This is a genomic window from Shewanella sp. 125m-1 (assembly GCF_052977065.1).
Map to the genome: position 1 here is coordinate 1 of NZ_JBRILT010000013.1, position 15,833 is coordinate 15,833.

17 protein-coding genes are annotated in these 15,833 nt (G+C 43.2%); 8 read left to right on the forward strand and 9 right to left on the reverse strand.

Going from position 1 to position 15,833, the window contains the following annotated elements:
• The first annotated feature begins 268 nt into the window (after positions 1-268).
• The gene (gene glnD, locus ACVBIK_RS08070) at positions 269-2,824 is read left to right on the forward strand and encodes a bifunctional uridylyltransferase/uridylyl-removing protein GlnD (protein WP_447160597.1); all 2,556 of its coding nucleotides are present in this window, start codon (positions 269-271) and stop codon (positions 2,822-2,824) included.
• Between the two features lie 34 nt (positions 2,825-2,858).
• Positions 2,859-3,683, forward strand: a complete 825-nt coding sequence (gene dapD, locus ACVBIK_RS08075) for a 2,3,4,5-tetrahydropyridine-2,6-dicarboxylate N-succinyltransferase (RefSeq protein ID WP_447160598.1) — start codon at positions 2,859-2,861, stop codon at positions 3,681-3,683.
• A 125-nt stretch (positions 3,684-3,808) separates the two neighbouring features.
• Here dapD and purU read toward each other — a convergent pair whose 3' ends face one another.
• The 4 genes from purU to ACVBIK_RS08095 form a co-directional block, all read right to left on the reverse strand.
• Positions 3,809-4,642 carry a formyltetrahydrofolate deformylase gene (purU, locus tag ACVBIK_RS08080; RefSeq protein WP_447160599.1) on the reverse strand — a complete coding sequence of 278 codons (834 nt, stop codon included), beginning with the start codon at positions 4,640-4,642 and terminating at the stop codon, positions 3,809-3,811.
• A gap of 581 nt (positions 4,643-5,223) precedes the next feature.
• Positions 5,224-5,688: a flavodoxin gene (locus ACVBIK_RS08085; RefSeq protein WP_447160600.1), complete on the reverse strand. Its 465-nt coding sequence runs from the start codon at positions 5,686-5,688 to the stop codon at positions 5,224-5,226.
• A 345-nt stretch (positions 5,689-6,033) separates the two neighbouring features.
• Complete coding sequence (gene truC, locus ACVBIK_RS08090) at positions 6,034-6,861, reverse strand: tRNA pseudouridine(65) synthase TruC (RefSeq protein ID WP_447160601.1); 828 nt, start codon at positions 6,859-6,861, stop codon at positions 6,034-6,036.
• Between the two features lie 21 nt (positions 6,862-6,882).
• Complete coding sequence (locus tag ACVBIK_RS08095; protein ID WP_447169442.1) at positions 6,883-7,203, reverse strand: YqcC family protein; 321 nt, start codon at positions 7,201-7,203, stop codon at positions 6,883-6,885.
• 238 nt (positions 7,204-7,441) lie between these two features.
• Between ACVBIK_RS08095 and ACVBIK_RS08100 the strand changes: the two genes are divergently transcribed.
• Together ACVBIK_RS08100 and ACVBIK_RS08105 are read left to right on the forward strand one after the other, a co-directional pair.
• The gene (locus tag ACVBIK_RS08100) at positions 7,442-8,455 is read left to right on the forward strand and encodes a DUF3549 family protein (protein WP_447160603.1); all 1,014 of its coding nucleotides are present in this window, start codon (positions 7,442-7,444) and stop codon (positions 8,453-8,455) included.
• Complete coding sequence (locus tag ACVBIK_RS08105; protein ID WP_447163616.1) at positions 8,452-8,850, forward strand: DUF3301 domain-containing protein; 399 nt, start codon at positions 8,452-8,454, stop codon at positions 8,848-8,850. The genes ACVBIK_RS08100 and ACVBIK_RS08105 overlap by 4 nt, the downstream gene beginning before the upstream one ends.
• Before the next feature lie 1,141 nt (positions 8,851-9,991).
• On the opposite strand, the gene ACVBIK_RS08110 is transcribed toward ACVBIK_RS08105, so the two are convergent.
• Both ACVBIK_RS08110 and ACVBIK_RS08115 read right to left on the reverse strand, forming a co-directional pair.
• The gene (locus ACVBIK_RS08110; RefSeq protein ID WP_447160605.1) at positions 9,992-10,294 is read right to left on the reverse strand and encodes an Mpo1-like protein; all 303 of its coding nucleotides are present in this window, start codon (positions 10,292-10,294) and stop codon (positions 9,992-9,994) included.
• Positions 10,287-10,925, reverse strand: coding sequence for a GNAT family N-acetyltransferase (locus ACVBIK_RS08115; protein WP_447160606.1), 639 nt, complete (start codon positions 10,923-10,925; stop codon positions 10,287-10,289). The genes ACVBIK_RS08110 and ACVBIK_RS08115 overlap by 8 nt, the downstream gene beginning before the upstream one ends.
• A 178-nt stretch (positions 10,926-11,103) precedes the next feature.
• Here ACVBIK_RS08115 and ACVBIK_RS08120 point away from each other — a divergent pair, with 178 nt between their 5' ends.
• Entirely contained in the window at positions 11,104-11,334 is a 231-nt protein-coding gene (locus ACVBIK_RS08120; RefSeq protein WP_447160607.1) for a DUF2789 domain-containing protein, read from the forward strand.
• 12 nt (positions 11,335-11,346) lie between these two features.
• Here the strand turns inward: ACVBIK_RS08120 and ACVBIK_RS08125 are convergent, their stop codons facing one another.
• Complete coding sequence (locus ACVBIK_RS08125; RefSeq protein WP_447160608.1) at positions 11,347-11,730, reverse strand: DUF3192 domain-containing protein; 384 nt, start codon at positions 11,728-11,730, stop codon at positions 11,347-11,349.
• A gap of 136 nt (positions 11,731-11,866) precedes the next feature.
• Here ACVBIK_RS08125 and ACVBIK_RS08130 point away from each other — a divergent pair, with 136 nt between their 5' ends.
• Positions 11,867-12,244, forward strand: coding sequence for a hypothetical protein (locus ACVBIK_RS08130; RefSeq protein WP_447169443.1), 378 nt, complete (start codon positions 11,867-11,869; stop codon positions 12,242-12,244).
• Positions 12,244-13,017, forward strand: coding sequence for a Zn-ribbon-containing protein (locus ACVBIK_RS08135; protein WP_447160610.1), 774 nt, complete (start codon positions 12,244-12,246; stop codon positions 13,015-13,017). The genes ACVBIK_RS08130 and ACVBIK_RS08135 overlap by 1 nt, the downstream gene beginning before the upstream one ends.
• Before the next feature lie 104 nt (positions 13,018-13,121).
• Here ACVBIK_RS08135 and syd read toward each other — a convergent pair whose 3' ends face one another.
• Complete coding sequence (gene syd, locus ACVBIK_RS08140) at positions 13,122-13,763, reverse strand: SecY-interacting protein (protein ID WP_447160611.1); 642 nt, start codon at positions 13,761-13,763, stop codon at positions 13,122-13,124.
• A 59-nt stretch (positions 13,764-13,822) separates the two neighbouring features.
• On the opposite strand from syd, the gene queF reads away from it, so the two are divergent.
• Positions 13,823-14,680, forward strand: a complete 858-nt coding sequence (gene queF / locus ACVBIK_RS08145; protein WP_447160612.1) for an NADPH-dependent 7-cyano-7-deazaguanine reductase QueF — start codon at positions 13,823-13,825, stop codon at positions 14,678-14,680.
• A gap of 184 nt (positions 14,681-14,864) precedes the next feature.
• Here queF and ACVBIK_RS08150 read toward each other — a convergent pair whose 3' ends face one another.
• Positions 14,865-15,782, reverse strand: a complete 918-nt coding sequence (locus tag ACVBIK_RS08150; RefSeq protein WP_447160613.1) for a LysR family transcriptional regulator — start codon at positions 15,780-15,782, stop codon at positions 14,865-14,867.
• Positions 15,783-15,833: the final 51 nt, after the last annotated feature.

Consider the following 15,833-nt stretch of genomic DNA (forward strand, 5'->3'; position numbering starts at 1 on the left):
CCCCAGAACAGTAAAACCAAGGCCTCAACGGTATGCCAAAAATAAAAATGCCGTTCACCTTAAGTGAACGGCATTAGTGCTCAGCACGCTTTTTTTCTATCTAAAACCCGCTTCAAACGCTGAGTCTACAGCCAAATACCTGCACCAAAATAAAGCAAGATGCCGTAATCCTAGCTAACTGATGATTAATCATAATAAAGCCCTTTAAATTAGCTTTTTTTGCAGAGATAATCGTTCACAACGGATCCGTTCTCGAAAAAGAGATTTGATGAATAGTGCTCAAGCTGCAAAAAATGCGTTAATCGACCAGAACCAAGAATTATTAGAAACCTTTAATGCAACTTCTGATATTCGCTCGATAGTGAGTACTCGCTGCCAACACGTTGATAAACTGTTGCAAAAGCAGTGGCACGCCCATCATCTCGAACAGTTTCCTATCGCATTAATCGCTGTAGGTGGTTATGGCCGCGGTGAACTACACCCACATTCAGACGTCGACCTATTATTCCTGACCGAAGGCGAGCTATCTCAAGATGCAGAACAAGCCCTAGGAGCCTTCATCGCGTTTATTTGGGATGCAGGCTTAGAAGTCGGTCATAGTGTACGCAGCATTGAACAAACCCTTGAGCAAGGCCGCATAGATGTCACTGTGGCAACCAATTTACTTGAATCGCGCCTACTTTGTGGCCCCCAGGCTTTGTTTACTCTACTTTACCGCAATATTCGCCAAGATAATTTTTGGCCCAGCAGTGAGTTTTATGTCGCCAAGCGGGACGAACAAATAGCCCGTCATACTCGCGCCAGCGCATTTGATTTAGAGCCTAATTTAAAAAGCTGCCCCGGTGGGTTACGCGACATTCAGACTGTCGCCTGGGTCGCCATGCGCCACTTCAACGCTGAGAAATTTGAAGAGTTGGTGTACCACGGCTTTCTTGAGCCAACAGAGCTTGACGAGCTATTAGAAGCCCAAGACTTTTTGTGGCAACTGCGCTGTTCATTACACTTAATTTCCGGCCGTGATGAAAACAGGCTGTTGTTTGACTTGCAGCCGCAGGTCGCTAAGTTAATGGGTTATGAAGATGGCACCCAGCTTGCTGTTGAGCAGATGATGAAGCGCTACTACCGCACGGTTAGACGAGTCATGGAGCTAAACCAAATGCTGCTTCAACTCTTCAAACGGGCAACATTAGGCCACATAAAAGCATTAGAAGTCGTCCCGATAGATGACAACTTCCAACGCCGCGGTATCTTTATTGAAAGTTTACATAGCGACTTATTTGATACGCCAGAAAATATCTTACAGCTGTTTTTGTTGGTCGCTAAAAACTCCAATATTCAAGCTATCTACGCCGTCACGTTACGCAGTTTACGCCGCGCTAGACGTGCTCAGCTACAACCGCTTATGTACCACGAGTCATGCCGTAAACTGTTTATGCAGATTTTGCGTCACCCTCGAGGAATTGTGGCACTGTCGCTGATGCACAAGCACGGTGTACTGTCGGCATATCTTCCCGCATGGCGCGCCATTGAAGGCCAGATGCAGTTTGATCTGTTTCATGCTTATACCGTTGATGAGCACACCCACAGGCTACTACTCAATATTGAGCGATTCTCTCAGCCAGAGCAAAAAGAGGAGTTCCCACTAGGCTCTGTCCTCATAAACCAACTCCCTAAAAAAGGCTTACTGGTACTCGCAGCAATCTTCCACGATATCGCCAAAGGGCGCGGCGGCGATCATAGCAAGCTCGGCGCGACCGATGCGCTTGATTTTTGTAAATTACATGGCATGAATGATCATGATGGTCGCTTAGTCAGCTGGTTGGTTGAAAACCACCTGGTGATGTCTGTTACCGCCCAGCGCCGGGATATCTCCGACCCCGATGTTGTCGCTGATTTTGCAGAGCGCGTTCGCGACGCCGTGCATTTAAGTTATCTCTATTGCTTAACCGTTGCCGATATCTGTGCCACCAATGAAAGAACCTGGAATAACTGGAAAGGCTCACTGCTGCGTGACTTATACTTTTCAACCCAAAGAGTGCTCGCCAGAGGTAAGGAAAAGCCGGTCGACATTCGCGCCCGCGTGCGTGAACATCAAGCTAAAGCGAAAAAAGAATTACTGCGCCGTGGTATTAAGGAAAAAGAATTAGACGCTCTTTGGCAGCGCTTTAAGGCCGATTACTTTTTACGAAATCAACCTAACCAAATTGCTTGGCATGCTGAGGCAATTATCAAACACAAACATGATGAAGCCTTAGTCTTGATCTCCAAGCACGCTACTCGCGGGGGAACTGAGTTGTTTGTATATGGCAAGGATAAACCAAAGTTATTTGCCGCCGTGATGGCTATTTTAGATAATAAAAATATTACCGTTCACGATGCAAGCATCATGACCTCTAAGGACAACTACGCGCTGGACTCTTTTGTTATTTTGGAACAAGATGGCCAGCCCGTATCACAGCTCTCACGGATCCAGGGGATCAAGAAGACATTAATAAAAGCCTTAAGTAATGAAACGCCTAAGTTGCCAAAGTTTAGAAATCTTTCAAGAAAGATGAAACCTTTTAAAGTTGCAACCCAAGTCAGTTTCCCTGAGACCCGTAGCCATGGTAAAAGTATGATGGAGCTTATCGCTCTCGACTCCCCAGGGTTACTCGCCAGAGTCGGTGAAGTATTGTACCGCTGTGAAATTACCTTACTCGCAGCGAAAATCACCACCATTGGTGAAAGAGCTGAAGATTTCTTTTTGTTGCAGAGCGCCGATGGCCAGCAACTAAATGACACTCAACAACACACATTACGTGAAGCACTCATGAGTGCTTTATAGATTTATCATTAAACGAAAATATTGGGAGAAGTAAATGGAGGCTTTACGCCAACGAATTGAAGCGGCTTTTGAAGCACGCGCAGAGATCACTCCGGCAACAGTTGATGCAAGTGTTCGCGCTGATGTCGAAAAAGTGATTGCCATGCTAGACACTGGCGAAGCCAGAGTTGCTGAAAAAATTAATGGCGAATGGCACGTTCACCAGTGGTTGAAAAAAGCGGTATTACTTTCATTCCGCATTTTCGACAACCAAGTTATCGATGGCGCAGAAACCAAATACTTCGACAAAGTACCAATGAAGTTTGCTGATTACGACGAAGCCCGTTTCCGCAAAGAAGCGATCCGCGTAGTACCACCAGCAGCAGTCCGCAAAGGTTCATTTATTGGTAAGAACACAGTACTAATGCCATCTTACGTCAACCTTGGCGCTTATGTTGATGAAGGTTCTATGGTTGATACATGGGCAACTGTCGGTTCTTGTGCTCAAATTGGTAAGAACGTTCACTTGTCTGGCGGTGTCGGAATTGGTGGCGTTTTAGAGCCATTACAAGCCGGCCCGACCATCATTGAAGATAACTGCTTTATCGGCGCACGCTCTGAAATTGTTGAAGGTGTTGTGGTTGAAGAAGGTAGTGTGATCTCTATGGGCGTTTATATCGGCCAAAGCACACGTATTTTTGACCGTGAAACCGGTGAAGTACATTACGGCCGCGTTCCAGCAGGCTCGGTAGTTGTTGCAGGCAACCTACCCTCTAAGTGTGGTACCTATAGTTTATACGCTGCCATCATCGTTAAAAAAGTCGATGAGAAGACTCGCGGAAAAGTCGGCATTAACGAACTACTGCGCATCGTCGATTAATTGAGCCTAGGGCTCATTACTCCACGCTTTAAAATCCCGCATTTTGCGGGATTTTTTTCTTCTGTTGTTATCATACTTTGGTTAGCATTCTTTGGTGATCTCAAGGCCGCTCAGCTTTATAAAAGCTAAAACACCACCGTTTTATTACCGTAAACAATCACCTCTTCATTAACCACTAAATGCAATGCTTTGCTCAAAACGCTTTTTTCAACATCACGGCCACAGCGAGCCAAATCCTCAGCACTAAAACTATGATCAACCGGGATCACATCTTGTTTGATAATGGGTCCCTCATCGAGCGAATCCGTCACAAAGTGCGCTGTCGCCCCGATGATTTTGACACCTCGCTCCCATGCTTGTTTGTATGGGGCGGCCCCGACAAATGCAGGTAGAAATGAGTGATGGATATTAATAATCTTGCTCGGATATTGGCTGACAAATTCAGGAGCTAACACCCGCATAAACTTTGCTAATACAATATAATCAGGGCTGTAATTAGCGATAACGTTAAGCATCATAGCTTCATGTTCGCTACGACTTACATCTTGGTGGCTGATGTAATGAAAAGGGATATCAAACTTTTCAACCAACGGCTGCAGCACCTGATGATTACCAATCACCGCCGCGATTTCGACATCTAAGGCGCCTGAGTAGGATTTAATTAAGATATCACCTAAACAATGAGCTTCTTTGGTCACCATAATCACAATGCGCTTTTTACCTGCATCAACTAATCGGGTATGGTTTTTCTCTGGCAGTACCGCCTGTAATTCTCGCTGTAACGAGGGAGAAAAAGTTAGCCCTTCGAGCTCGGTACGCATAAAAAAGCGCCCTTGAGCATTATCAACAAATTCACTATTTTTAATAATATTTAGCCCGTGCTCAAAACAAACCCCGGTGATCTTAGTGATAAGTCCTGGCGCGTCTGCACAATCAATGATTAATATTTTCCTTTCCATACGCCCTCTGTAACCCGTTAACCTTACCCGAACCTATCAAGCTACCTTGCTCAAAAAAAACTTTCAATCACCGACAGTTATTTATACCCATCGTACTCAATATGTGGTCAGTTCAGAGCCTCTCAGGCTTTTCAATTCAAGGCGTGTTGATGAAGAAATGGTTTTTCCCTTTTCAGTCAGTGCAACACAGAAGTGGCATGGCAGAATGGCTCACGCTGTGCGCCTGATGTTTGATGTTTGATGTTTGATGTTTGATGTTTGATGTTTGATGTTTAAAGCAAATGGTAAAGCTCTGCATACTGCGTAAGATGCTCTCGATATACGACGAAAGGGATTTAGGAGGTAGGACGAAGCAGTATGCAGAGCCGAGAATAACGATTAGCTTCAATCATCAGCCTTGGCTGCAGATCCTTGAATTTCGCTGAATGTTCACATCTTTAACCATGCCTCAATAAATTAACCGTGCCAGCCATGAGACTAAGCACACTAACCAGCCATAAGGCTAGGCTAAAGTTTGATTTATAAGCACAAAAAAGCGCGTTAAGTAAACGCGCTTTGGATCAGTACAACTGACTCTGTTGCTATGCAGCTAACTCGGTATCGATGAGTTTATTCCAACCAGGCAGCCAAGCTAACGCTTCCACTTCAGGCTCCATAGTTTCACCAGCATCAATTTTCAGAAAATGACCAAGACGCTTAGCACCTAAGTCTTCAAAGAGAGCCAATAACTGCTCACCTGCGCCGCAGTATGTTTCGTAACTGGAGTCGCCAAGTGCAATTAAGCCAAATTTAAGTTGTGGCAAGTAAGGGGCTTTTGACTGCATCTCATAGAACCAGGGCTGGATATCATCAGGTAAGTCACCTTGTCCAGTTGTTGAACATACTATCAATAGCAGTTCATCTTCTGGTGGTACAAAACCTGATAACTGCTCGGGTTGATGCAGCACAGCATCACGCCCAAGCTCGATTAACGCTTGCTGTAGTGTCTGTGCCACAAACTGCGCGCCACCATAAACTGTTCCAAAAACTAGATTCACTTTTTTCATGTTTTACTTCGCCTAAAAGCTATTTAGTTATATCCTTAACATACTGTATCAATGAATATTGCTGCAAGCTTTGCTGCAATAATAAAAGTTACCTCAAGAAGGACAGGCCGTAATGAAGCATTCTTGTAGACAAAGGCACCGAAAACACCTTCAACGCAGTGCCCATATCCGAAGAATGTGTTACTTCCATTCGGTACAATATCTAAAGTCCAATATGACGCCCCTTAGTCGTCTTAGCGATAACAATCAAAGCGAAGAAATAATCAACAAGTTAACTAAAAGTTCAACTTCATGAGACTGTGCGTATCGAGAGCTTAGTTAATCGTTAACAGGCTCTGGTATCAATTAAGCGATGATGAGTGGCTGCTTGTCATCAGATAAAATATCATCGTGCCAGCCTAAACCTTCAAATAATTGTAACCATTCAGCTTCTAGCTCTGTCTCAATTTGGATCCTCTCCCCTGTTCTAGGGTGATTAAAGCTCAGTTTCTTTGCGATAAGCCATAACCGGTTAATTCCAAAGTGAGAGCGGAAAAACTTATTTTGTTTTCCATCACCATGGGTTGTGTCACCAAGGATCGGGTGACGTAAGTGCGCCATATGACGTCTTAGCTGGTGCTTACGCCCGGTGTGTGGAGAAAGCTGAACTAACGCGAAACGGCTCGTGGCATAACGGCCGGATGAATACGGGATCTCACTATTTAGCAACGGCTGATAACTTGTCACAGCATCTTGCGCAGGCTTGTTAGGATCGACATCTTTATCACCTAGATCATCAAGCTCCTCTTTTAATGCATAATCAAGAGTGCCAGCCTCATGCATATTGCCACGAACAATGGCCAGGTACTCTTTATCGACGCTATGTTCGGCAAATTGCCCACATAGTGCGTTGGCCATTTCACTACTTTTGGCAAACAACAATATTCCCGAAGTTGGCCTATCTAGCCTGTGTACCGGAAATACATGACAGCCAACTTTATCGCGCGTGAGCTGCATGGCAAAAAAACGCTCACGCCGAGCAAGATAACTACGGTGAACCAAAAGACCGGCAGGCTTATGAATAGCCACCACATCATCATCTTCATATAACACTTCAATATGAGGGGCGACTTCTTGCTCAACCTCAATATCAAGTTGTTCGTTATCTGCTACTTCTCTTGTCTCTTCACTCATTTTAAATCTCTCTTAACAGCACTATTGTGTTTGACTCAATAGCGCATCTAAATCAGTTAAAATACTAATTAGATTTTGTAACTTAGGCTCACTAGCCCAGACATGTTGTGCCATTGGCGCGATGGCCATCGCTTTTGGTAACGGTATATTATTATCGAGCATATAACGCATTTTGGGTAAAAAAATAAACTGCAACCAGTGCTCAAAGGGCATCACATCGCACGCAAAAGGTGTGGTACTGGCTAATGCCTCTAATGATGGGGCGTGTAAGCTTAATAAATCTTGTTTAGCTAACTCAGCCTCTAAAGCATCCAGTTTCTCGCTTGTTTCAACTTCTATCAAGGTAGCCTCTTTAGTTGATATGAGCTGTATTTAATCGCCATTATTCAGTCCATATTCGATGCCGTTACTTGGTAATCACTCAATAAATGGTCATTTCACACTCTAAACGCTGTCACTTATCGATAGCAACTACATGCCGTTTAGGTAAATACAACTCAGGAAATTTAACGCGCGATGATACCATCTAGCCTGACTTATCCCTATAATATGTGCCAATTAACCTACACTTGAAAACGATATGACAGAAATAACGACCCTCAGCCAATTTTTAAAAACTGCTAACACTCAATTCCAAGTTTATGACATGGGCCGTCGAGTACAACATATCGATATGATGGCATTTCATCAGATTGAAGAGCTTAATTCACCTTACCCATCACCCATTCAAGGTCACGCTCAATTTGCCATCGTATTCTGGGATGCGAGTCAGCAACACTATATTTGGTTTATTAAACTGCCGTTAGATGAACGCGGGCTATTGTCTCCTGCACCACGCACACAGTTTATTAAGATGATTGTCGAAGCGTTAGGCAGAGATCCAACCAAAACGTTAACCGAACAAGAGCAAGAGCAGCTAGCAAATCATCCATTCAATTTTAAGCCAACCCAAGAAAAGCTGGCTGTATTTAACGCATTAGTTAGAAAACAGCTAGGACAAAAAGCGTCACCCCAGTATGAGTTTGCATACCAGTATCTATCGGGGCAACACCCGACAGAAGAATGGCAGAACATTGGCTTACAGGGTATTGCTGATGTCAGTGTTAGAGCCGATGAGCTTGACCATCAAACACATCTAACAAACGGCTTTGATAACTGGGCAACAGAGGTTCAAATTGCCGCATGTCAATGTTTAGAGCACTTGAATATCGATAATGAGCTAGCTCAAAAACTACTCGAAAAGCTGTACAGTGCAGACCAAACTGAAAAAGCTTATTTCCTTAGGGCATTGGCTTCTCAGCCGCAGTTAAGTCAACAAGCCATCGTTCACTTACATGAAACGAACAACTTATCTTTAGACATGCTCATCACCATAGCCGCTCGTAATTGGTCAGCATTAAAAGATGAGCAAACTCTCACTATCTACTTAGAAGCTTTAGCAAAGCAAGAACAGCACTTCTTTAACCAGATTTTTGCTGATATTGTGGCTATTCCATTAATTCGCACTCAGCTACTGGCTCAATTGCGAAATCCTAATCGTAGCGCAGAGCTTGCAGCCGCGATTGGCGGCTTGTTTAAGGTAACGAAAGGATGATGACAGACTTTTTAATCATTGCAGCAGTAATTCTTATTGCAGCTTTTTTTTGGCAACTCAGGCAAATGGCTGAGATTAGTCGTATTTTCGTAAATAAAGAATGCCAAAAACAGAAAGTACAATTACTTGCTATTGCCCAAGAGTCAGCCAAACCGAGTCTAGGGGGCAGCAGTGGTCTCACATGGAAAGTAAAGTATTTGTTTGAGTTTAGCACTGATGGGATTAATCAATACCGTGGCAACTTATGGATGCACGGCAAAAAAATACAAAAAATCCAATGGCCAATTTTCCCTGAACCTGAATGGCATGAAGCGCCAGAGTCGAAAGGTTCTTTAGGTGGTGGTTGTGGTGGCGGGCGCTCTCGTGGCAACTGCAGCTCTGGTGGGTGTAAATAACCCTGCACGTTAGGTTAGCTTTAACGTTAAAGCTGATGTAAATAAACAGAGCCCTATAAAAGAAGTAAAGGCGCGGCCCCAGAGGAGACGCGCCTTTTCTATCATTGTGTAAGCTCATCCTGCTATATGAGTGCTCCCTGCACCATCCATGCGTAACTTTGCTCCTGCATCATCCATGAGTCCTTATCTTCCTTGTATCTTACGATACGCTTCCATTCTTCTTGATAGTCCATTTACCAAGCTTGCTCTACCCTGAGCGTGTCCAACGTCATCCTTGAGAGTCCATTCCATCACTATCCTTAGCGCTCCTACCTTCCTAGGTAGCAAAACCTTCCATCCTGGATTGTTTGGCCGTTCCTTGGTATTACCAGCAATCAGTCCTTGAAAGCCTCGTCCATGATAGTCATCCATTAAGTGCCGTAGTCTCGACACTCGCTCGTCCGTGAACCTTCCTTAATAAATCATGCTTCCTTGCACATCTAAATAGTAATTCAAAATGTAAGATAAATACGTGACCAAACATTTATTTAACACGCACCTTAACAAACCATTAAACAACCAACCAAGCTAACACATTGTATTTAAATTGTTTATGCTATTTAGATACATTTAAACAGCTTAATTTAGGACTAATTTCTCACGAACCTGTAAGAGATCTCTTACATCAATCGAAGCGAATAATCTGATCTCGCCCAAAATAGAAAGGGCGTACCAATTGGTACGCCCTAGCACAGCTTTATTTTAGCTTTCCCGCTATATATGTGCGATCCTTGCATCATCCTTGGTTAACTTGCTTCCAGCATCTTCCTTGTAAGTCCTTTTATATCCTTGTACTAAACGTACTGAGTCCATTCATTAGCCTATCCTAAGCTAAAATCCTCTTCCTGAGGTTGTCCTATTTGCATCCTGCAAAATCAATCACTTTCTGGTTTCCAGTTTACTCACTCGCTATAGCGATTACTTAACAGTTTTATTAAAAATACAAAGTGGCAACCAAACACTAACAACAAAATAAACCCGAAAAACCTTTAAAAACAACAGCTTGATAACAAACAAAGACTCGTATCTCTATGAGACTTTACTGATATCCCACAATTGCGTGAGAGATCTCTTACAAGAATCCTATCTCAAAGCGAGTTTCTTACTGATTTTTATGAGTTAACGCCCTAAATAGCATTACCCAATCAGCTAAAAAACTGTATAAGGGATACTCAAATGTTGCGGGACGATTTTTTTCAAAAATAAAATGGCCTATCCAAGCAAAGCCATAGCCAATTACAGGTAACAGCCATAACATCCACCATTGACCACTCAATAAGGCATAAATCATCGTTAAGATAACTAGGCTACTACCTACATAATGCAAAGCTCGACAGGTTTGATGCTGATGTTGAGACAAGTAAAAAGGATAAAACTCCCAAAAAGACTCAAAGCGCTTACTCATTGTTCAGCCCTCGATAAAACAGTAGTTCTCCGCTTACTTTTCCAATCGCTAACTGCTCTAGACTTTCAAAGCCATGTGCAGCAAACAAACCAATATGAGATGCCGTGCTGGCAAAAACACCCACGCCATCAAGATGCGGCTGTTCATCACACCAACTTTGAACAGCTTTTACCAGTAAGCTGCCATAGCCTTTGCCTTGCTCGTTATTTGCTATCGCAATAAATTGCAAAATGCCACATTGATTACTCGGCAAATTATCGATTATTTGATTTTCTTTATGAATAAGTGCCTGAGTCGATTGCCAGCCCGTACTTAACAGCATTTTTAAACGCCAATGCCAATAACGCGCCTCACCTAACGGTATTTGCTGAGTCATGATACAAGCAACACCTACCAATCTTTCTCCAGCAAACATACCAATTAGTGCCTGTTCTTGCTGCCAGATCTCATTAAGTTCTTCTCGAATCGCACCTCGAAGTTTTTGTTCGTACTGCGCTTTATCGCCATTAAATAAAGCTTCTAAAAAGAAAGGGTCATCATGATAGGCGTTATATAGAATAGAGGCTGCAATGCGTAAATCTTCAGCGGTTAAGTAAACTGCGCGGCATTCTTCCATGGTTTGATTTTCCATTGTTATTTTCCTTGTTCTCCATCACACAACTCCAATGTAGCAAGCCCTTAGAAAAGTGCAATTAATAATCAATTCCAAAGCGCAATGTCAAAAAATGAGTGACGGTTTTGCCGATAAATCGCTTTATCGTCCATACTGAGATAAAGCGAGAAATCATTAACGCAAGGTAAAATATGTTATGGATACCACCCCACAAGATCTCACCCAGCTCTTTTTACAAATGGGTTTAGAAAGTCATGAAGAAGCCATTGAAAAGTTCATTGCTGAACATGGATTAGCAGCTGACGTACGGCTACATGAAGCGCCGTTTTGGACTGCTTCACAGAAACATTTTTTAGTTGAATCGTTTAATGAAGATGCCCAGTGGACTGAAATAATCGACCAGCTGGACACCCTTTTAAGAAAATAAGCCTATTGCGATCTAAATTTTGCTGTAGGCCATTTCTCCCCAGCCTACTACCGCATTATTACTGATCACCACAGGTGTACATTCATCCTTTGTAGTCTTGCCATCACCATGGGTGCGTTGAGTTCGATAAAAAAGCACGTATACCTCTTTATCTTGCTGAATGTATGCTTCATTAAAATCAGCCGTTCCCATTAGCGTCGTTACTTGGTTCTTAGACATACCAAGAGAGATTTTTGACAAATTGTCGCGGTTTTTATCCTGAACCTTTTCCCATGAACCATTCTCTGATCCGCCATCACCAACGTTGACCACGCAGCCAGTTAGCCCTAAGCTTGCAATCCCAAAAAACACTAAACCTAATAAATTATTTTTCACTTTAACTTCCTGTATTAACATTGTTTTAATTTTATTTAAAAAGCAATTAACATGCCAAACACTAAGTTACTGTTTTAACAATACTTTATTAATTTCATCGTTTTAGCTTCGCTAATAGATTAACGAAAATGCTAACGAGTAAGGAATTTGACGAACCATGAGTCCAATAGAACAAGTACTAGCTGCCGCCAAAAGGCTCGATGATGAAGGCAAAGCCGCAACACTGGCACTCATAAAGACTAAACTCGGCAATAGCATAGCAATGCCTATATTGATCCAAGGGTTGCAACAGTTTAAATCCATGAGTACTGAAGACAAAAAAGCCTTGTCGGCGCTGATATCCACTGCAAAGGAAAGCGATGACAACGCCGCATTAAGTCACTCAGAGCAAGCAAATAAAATCACTCAACTTGAGCAAGAGTTTAGCCTGTTAAAAGGTGAGTTCAGTGTTCTAAAACAGCAGTATAGCGAACTAAAGCAGCAACTTAGTGAAGTTAAAACACACCAAAATACCAGTGAAGGAAACAATATCTAATGCATGTGATTGAGTTACGATTTGAATGCTTTGATAACACTACAATCACAGCCGCAGAAAAAGCGATTAATGGCTTACTTGAAGCGTATCGCGCTAATGGGCAAATTTTAGGCCGTGAATTTGCCGTCGCCTTTAACGATGGCGAATTTAAAGTCAGGCTGCTAACGCCAGAGAAAAGTAGCTTATCTAAGCGCTTCAACAGCCCATGGGTTGAAACAGCACTCAGTGAACTGACCGAAGCCAAGCTATTAGCCCCACGAGAGAAGTATATCGGCCAGGACATTAATTCTGAGGTCTCAAGTCAAGAGACTCCTAGCTGGCAGCTGTTATATACCAGTTATGTGCATATGTGCTCACCGCTTCGAAACGGCGATACCCTGCAGCCTATCCCGTTATATCAAATCCCAGCGACAGCCAATGGCGACCATAAACGCCTGATCCGTTGGCAAACTGAATGGCAAGCCTGTGATGAGCTGCAAATGGCTGCTGCAACCAAGGCTGAGTTTGCAGCGCTTGAAGAGTTAACTAGCCACCAAAGTGACCTCTTTAGACGTGGCTGGGATCTACGGGGCAGAGTTGAATACCTAACCCAAATTCCAACTTATTATTACTTGTACCGCGTTGGCGGTGAAAGCCTTGCCGTTGAAAAGCAGCGCCCCTGCCCTAAGTGTGGTAGCAAAGACTGGTTACTCGATGAGCCATTATTAGATATGTTTCATTTTCGCTGCGAGACCTGCCGCATCGTGTCTAATATCTCTTGGGATCACTTATAAAGCTCGATAGCTTTCCTAAAAAAATAGCTTTGCTATAAATTTCCCCATAAAAAAATGGCTCAATTAATATTGAGCCATTTTTCTTTATACAATGAATAAATCGATTACTTGCCGCGTAGATTGCGCCACATTAATTTCATACGCTGCCAAATACCTGGGTGATCGAGCTCTGGCATAGACTCTTCAATCAGCTTTACTGGCGGCGTCACTCTGGGCGTTAATTGCTCAATAAATTCATTCAACGACTTAGCAAGCATAGTACTCTGCGCTTCACCTGGGATCTCAATCCACACACTGCCGTCGGCATTATTCACCGTCAGCATGTTATCAGCTTCATCGAGAACGCCAATAAACCAAGTTTGCTCTTGCTTAAGCTTCTTCTTCATCATTAAGTGACCAATGATATTTTGCTGCAAGTATTCAAAGTCTGTTTGATTCCAAACTTGAATAAGCTCACCAGTGCCCCACTTTGAGTCAAAAAACAGCGGCGCAGAAAAGTGACGGCCATAAAAAGCATTAATTTCAGGGGTCAAGCTAAGCTCTAGTGCTGTTTCAACATTATCAAACTGACCAGGCTCGTCTCTGATCACAGCTTGCCAAAAAACCGCTTCATCGGCATCAGGTTCACTCGTAATGCAGTCAGACTCTTGCTGCTGGGCGTAATATCGAGGCTGCTCACCAAGCTTTTCTACATAGGCTTGTTGATATTTAGATAAAAAAAGATCTAAAGCGGGTAAAGAAGACACTTAAGCCAGTTCCAAAATCAGTTATAATAGGGGTCTATTTTGACATGGAAACCGTATTGATGACACAACATCATGATCCCTATAGTAACGCACCCGAACTTTCAGAATTAACGCTTGGAAAGTCGACAGGTTATCAAGAGCAGTATGATGCATCTTTACTTCAAGGCGTGCCGCGTAAGTTAAACCGTGATGCTATTGGCCTGACTCAAGAATTGCCGTTTCATGGCAGTGATATTTGGACTGGCTATGAGCTTTCCTGGTTAAATGCGAAAGGCAAGCCTATGGTGGCTATTGCTGAGTTTAGTCTCAGTTTTGATAGTAAGAATCTTATCGAGTCTAAATCGTTCAAGCTGTATTTAAACAGCTATAACCAGACTCGATTCGATAGCCTGCAAGCGGTACAAGAGCGCTTAACCCAAGATTTATGCGCCTGCGCCGATGGCGAAGTCACTGTTAAAGTTATCGAGCCGAAACAGTTTAGCCACCAGCGCATTGTAGAGCTACCGGGTACCTGTATCGATGATCTAGATATTGAAGTTGATGACTATAGCTTCAACCCTGACTACTTAGTTGACAGCGTCGATAGTAAAGCGATTGTCGCAGAGACCTTGACATCAAACTTGTTAAAATCAAACTGCCTAATCACTTCACAGCCAGACTGGGGCACAGTGATGATCCGCTATCAAGGGCCAAAGATTGACCGTGAGAAGTTACTTAGATATCTCATCTCATTTAGACAGCATAATGAGTTTCACGAGCAATGTGTTGAGCGAATTTTCGTTGATCTCAAACGTTTCTGCCAATGTGCGAAACTAACCGTTTACGCCCGTTACACTCGCCGTGGTGGTTTAGATATCAATCCGTATCGCAGCGACTTTGAACATCCGGCAGAGAACCAACGTCTAGCCAGACAGTAAGTATCTCGGCTTTAAAAATGCCTGTACAGCATGAGCTGACAGGCATTTTTTACACCCATACCAACCAGTATAATAAAGTGATCTACCTAGAGTGTTTTTTGGCTAACTCATTCAGGCAAAGAGATGGTGGAATGCTTGTTCCCGTATGAAATCAATCAACACAGAAGTAAAAAGCCCCCGTCCCTCAAGCCAGTCCTCTAAGTTCAATGGCTAAATTTAACGTATCCCTAAGCCAGATATTCGCCGGACTTAGCTGCAATTTGTGACTCCATACCATGTAATACTCGATAGGCTCCACATCAAAGGGCAACTCAAATACCTGTAACCCTAACAAGGCTGCATATTCATCAGTATAGGATTTAGAGGCGATAGCTAGTGCATCACTTTTAGAGGCCACTGCCATCATACTTAAAATCGATGATTGCTCACTGTGCATCTGTCTAGCCGGTAAAACATGTTTAGTCAGCAGTTCGGCAACACTTAAGTTATAGCGGCGCATTTTAAAAATAATATGCTTTTCACTAAAATATTGATCCTGGGTCATTGTGCCATTGATCCGTGGGTGATCTTTTCTTGCCACACACACCAATTTATCCTGCATCACCTTCTGACTTTTAAACGATGTCGACTCGGGTAGCCAGATATCCAGTGCTAAGTCGATTTTCTCTAGCTGCAGATCCATCTGCAACTCTTCCTCTATTAACGGCGGTTCACGAAATACAATATTGATTGAAAGGCCATGTAAGACTTGCTCAACCAAGCCTTGCAGAAGTTGTATCGCCGACTCGCTCGCATACACATAAAAGGTACGCTCGCTTGAGTGGGCATCAAATGCTTCAAAACTCGTCGCCACCTGTTCAATCGTTGACATTGCTGGTGCTAATTGTTGATACAGATTCATCGCACTGGCGGTGGGTTTCACTCCTCTTCCCACCCGAATGAACAACGCCTCTCCGACTATTATTTTTAACCGGGCTATGGCGTTACTCACTGAGGACTGCGTCAAGTCGAGCTCCTCTGCAGCCTGGCTAAATGATGACGTTCGATATACGGCAGTAAAAACCCGAAATAGATTAAGATCGAATGCTTTTTGCTGTGACATAAGACACTCTCGCTCCCATAAAAGATTAACCCAACATATTACATCCAAGCC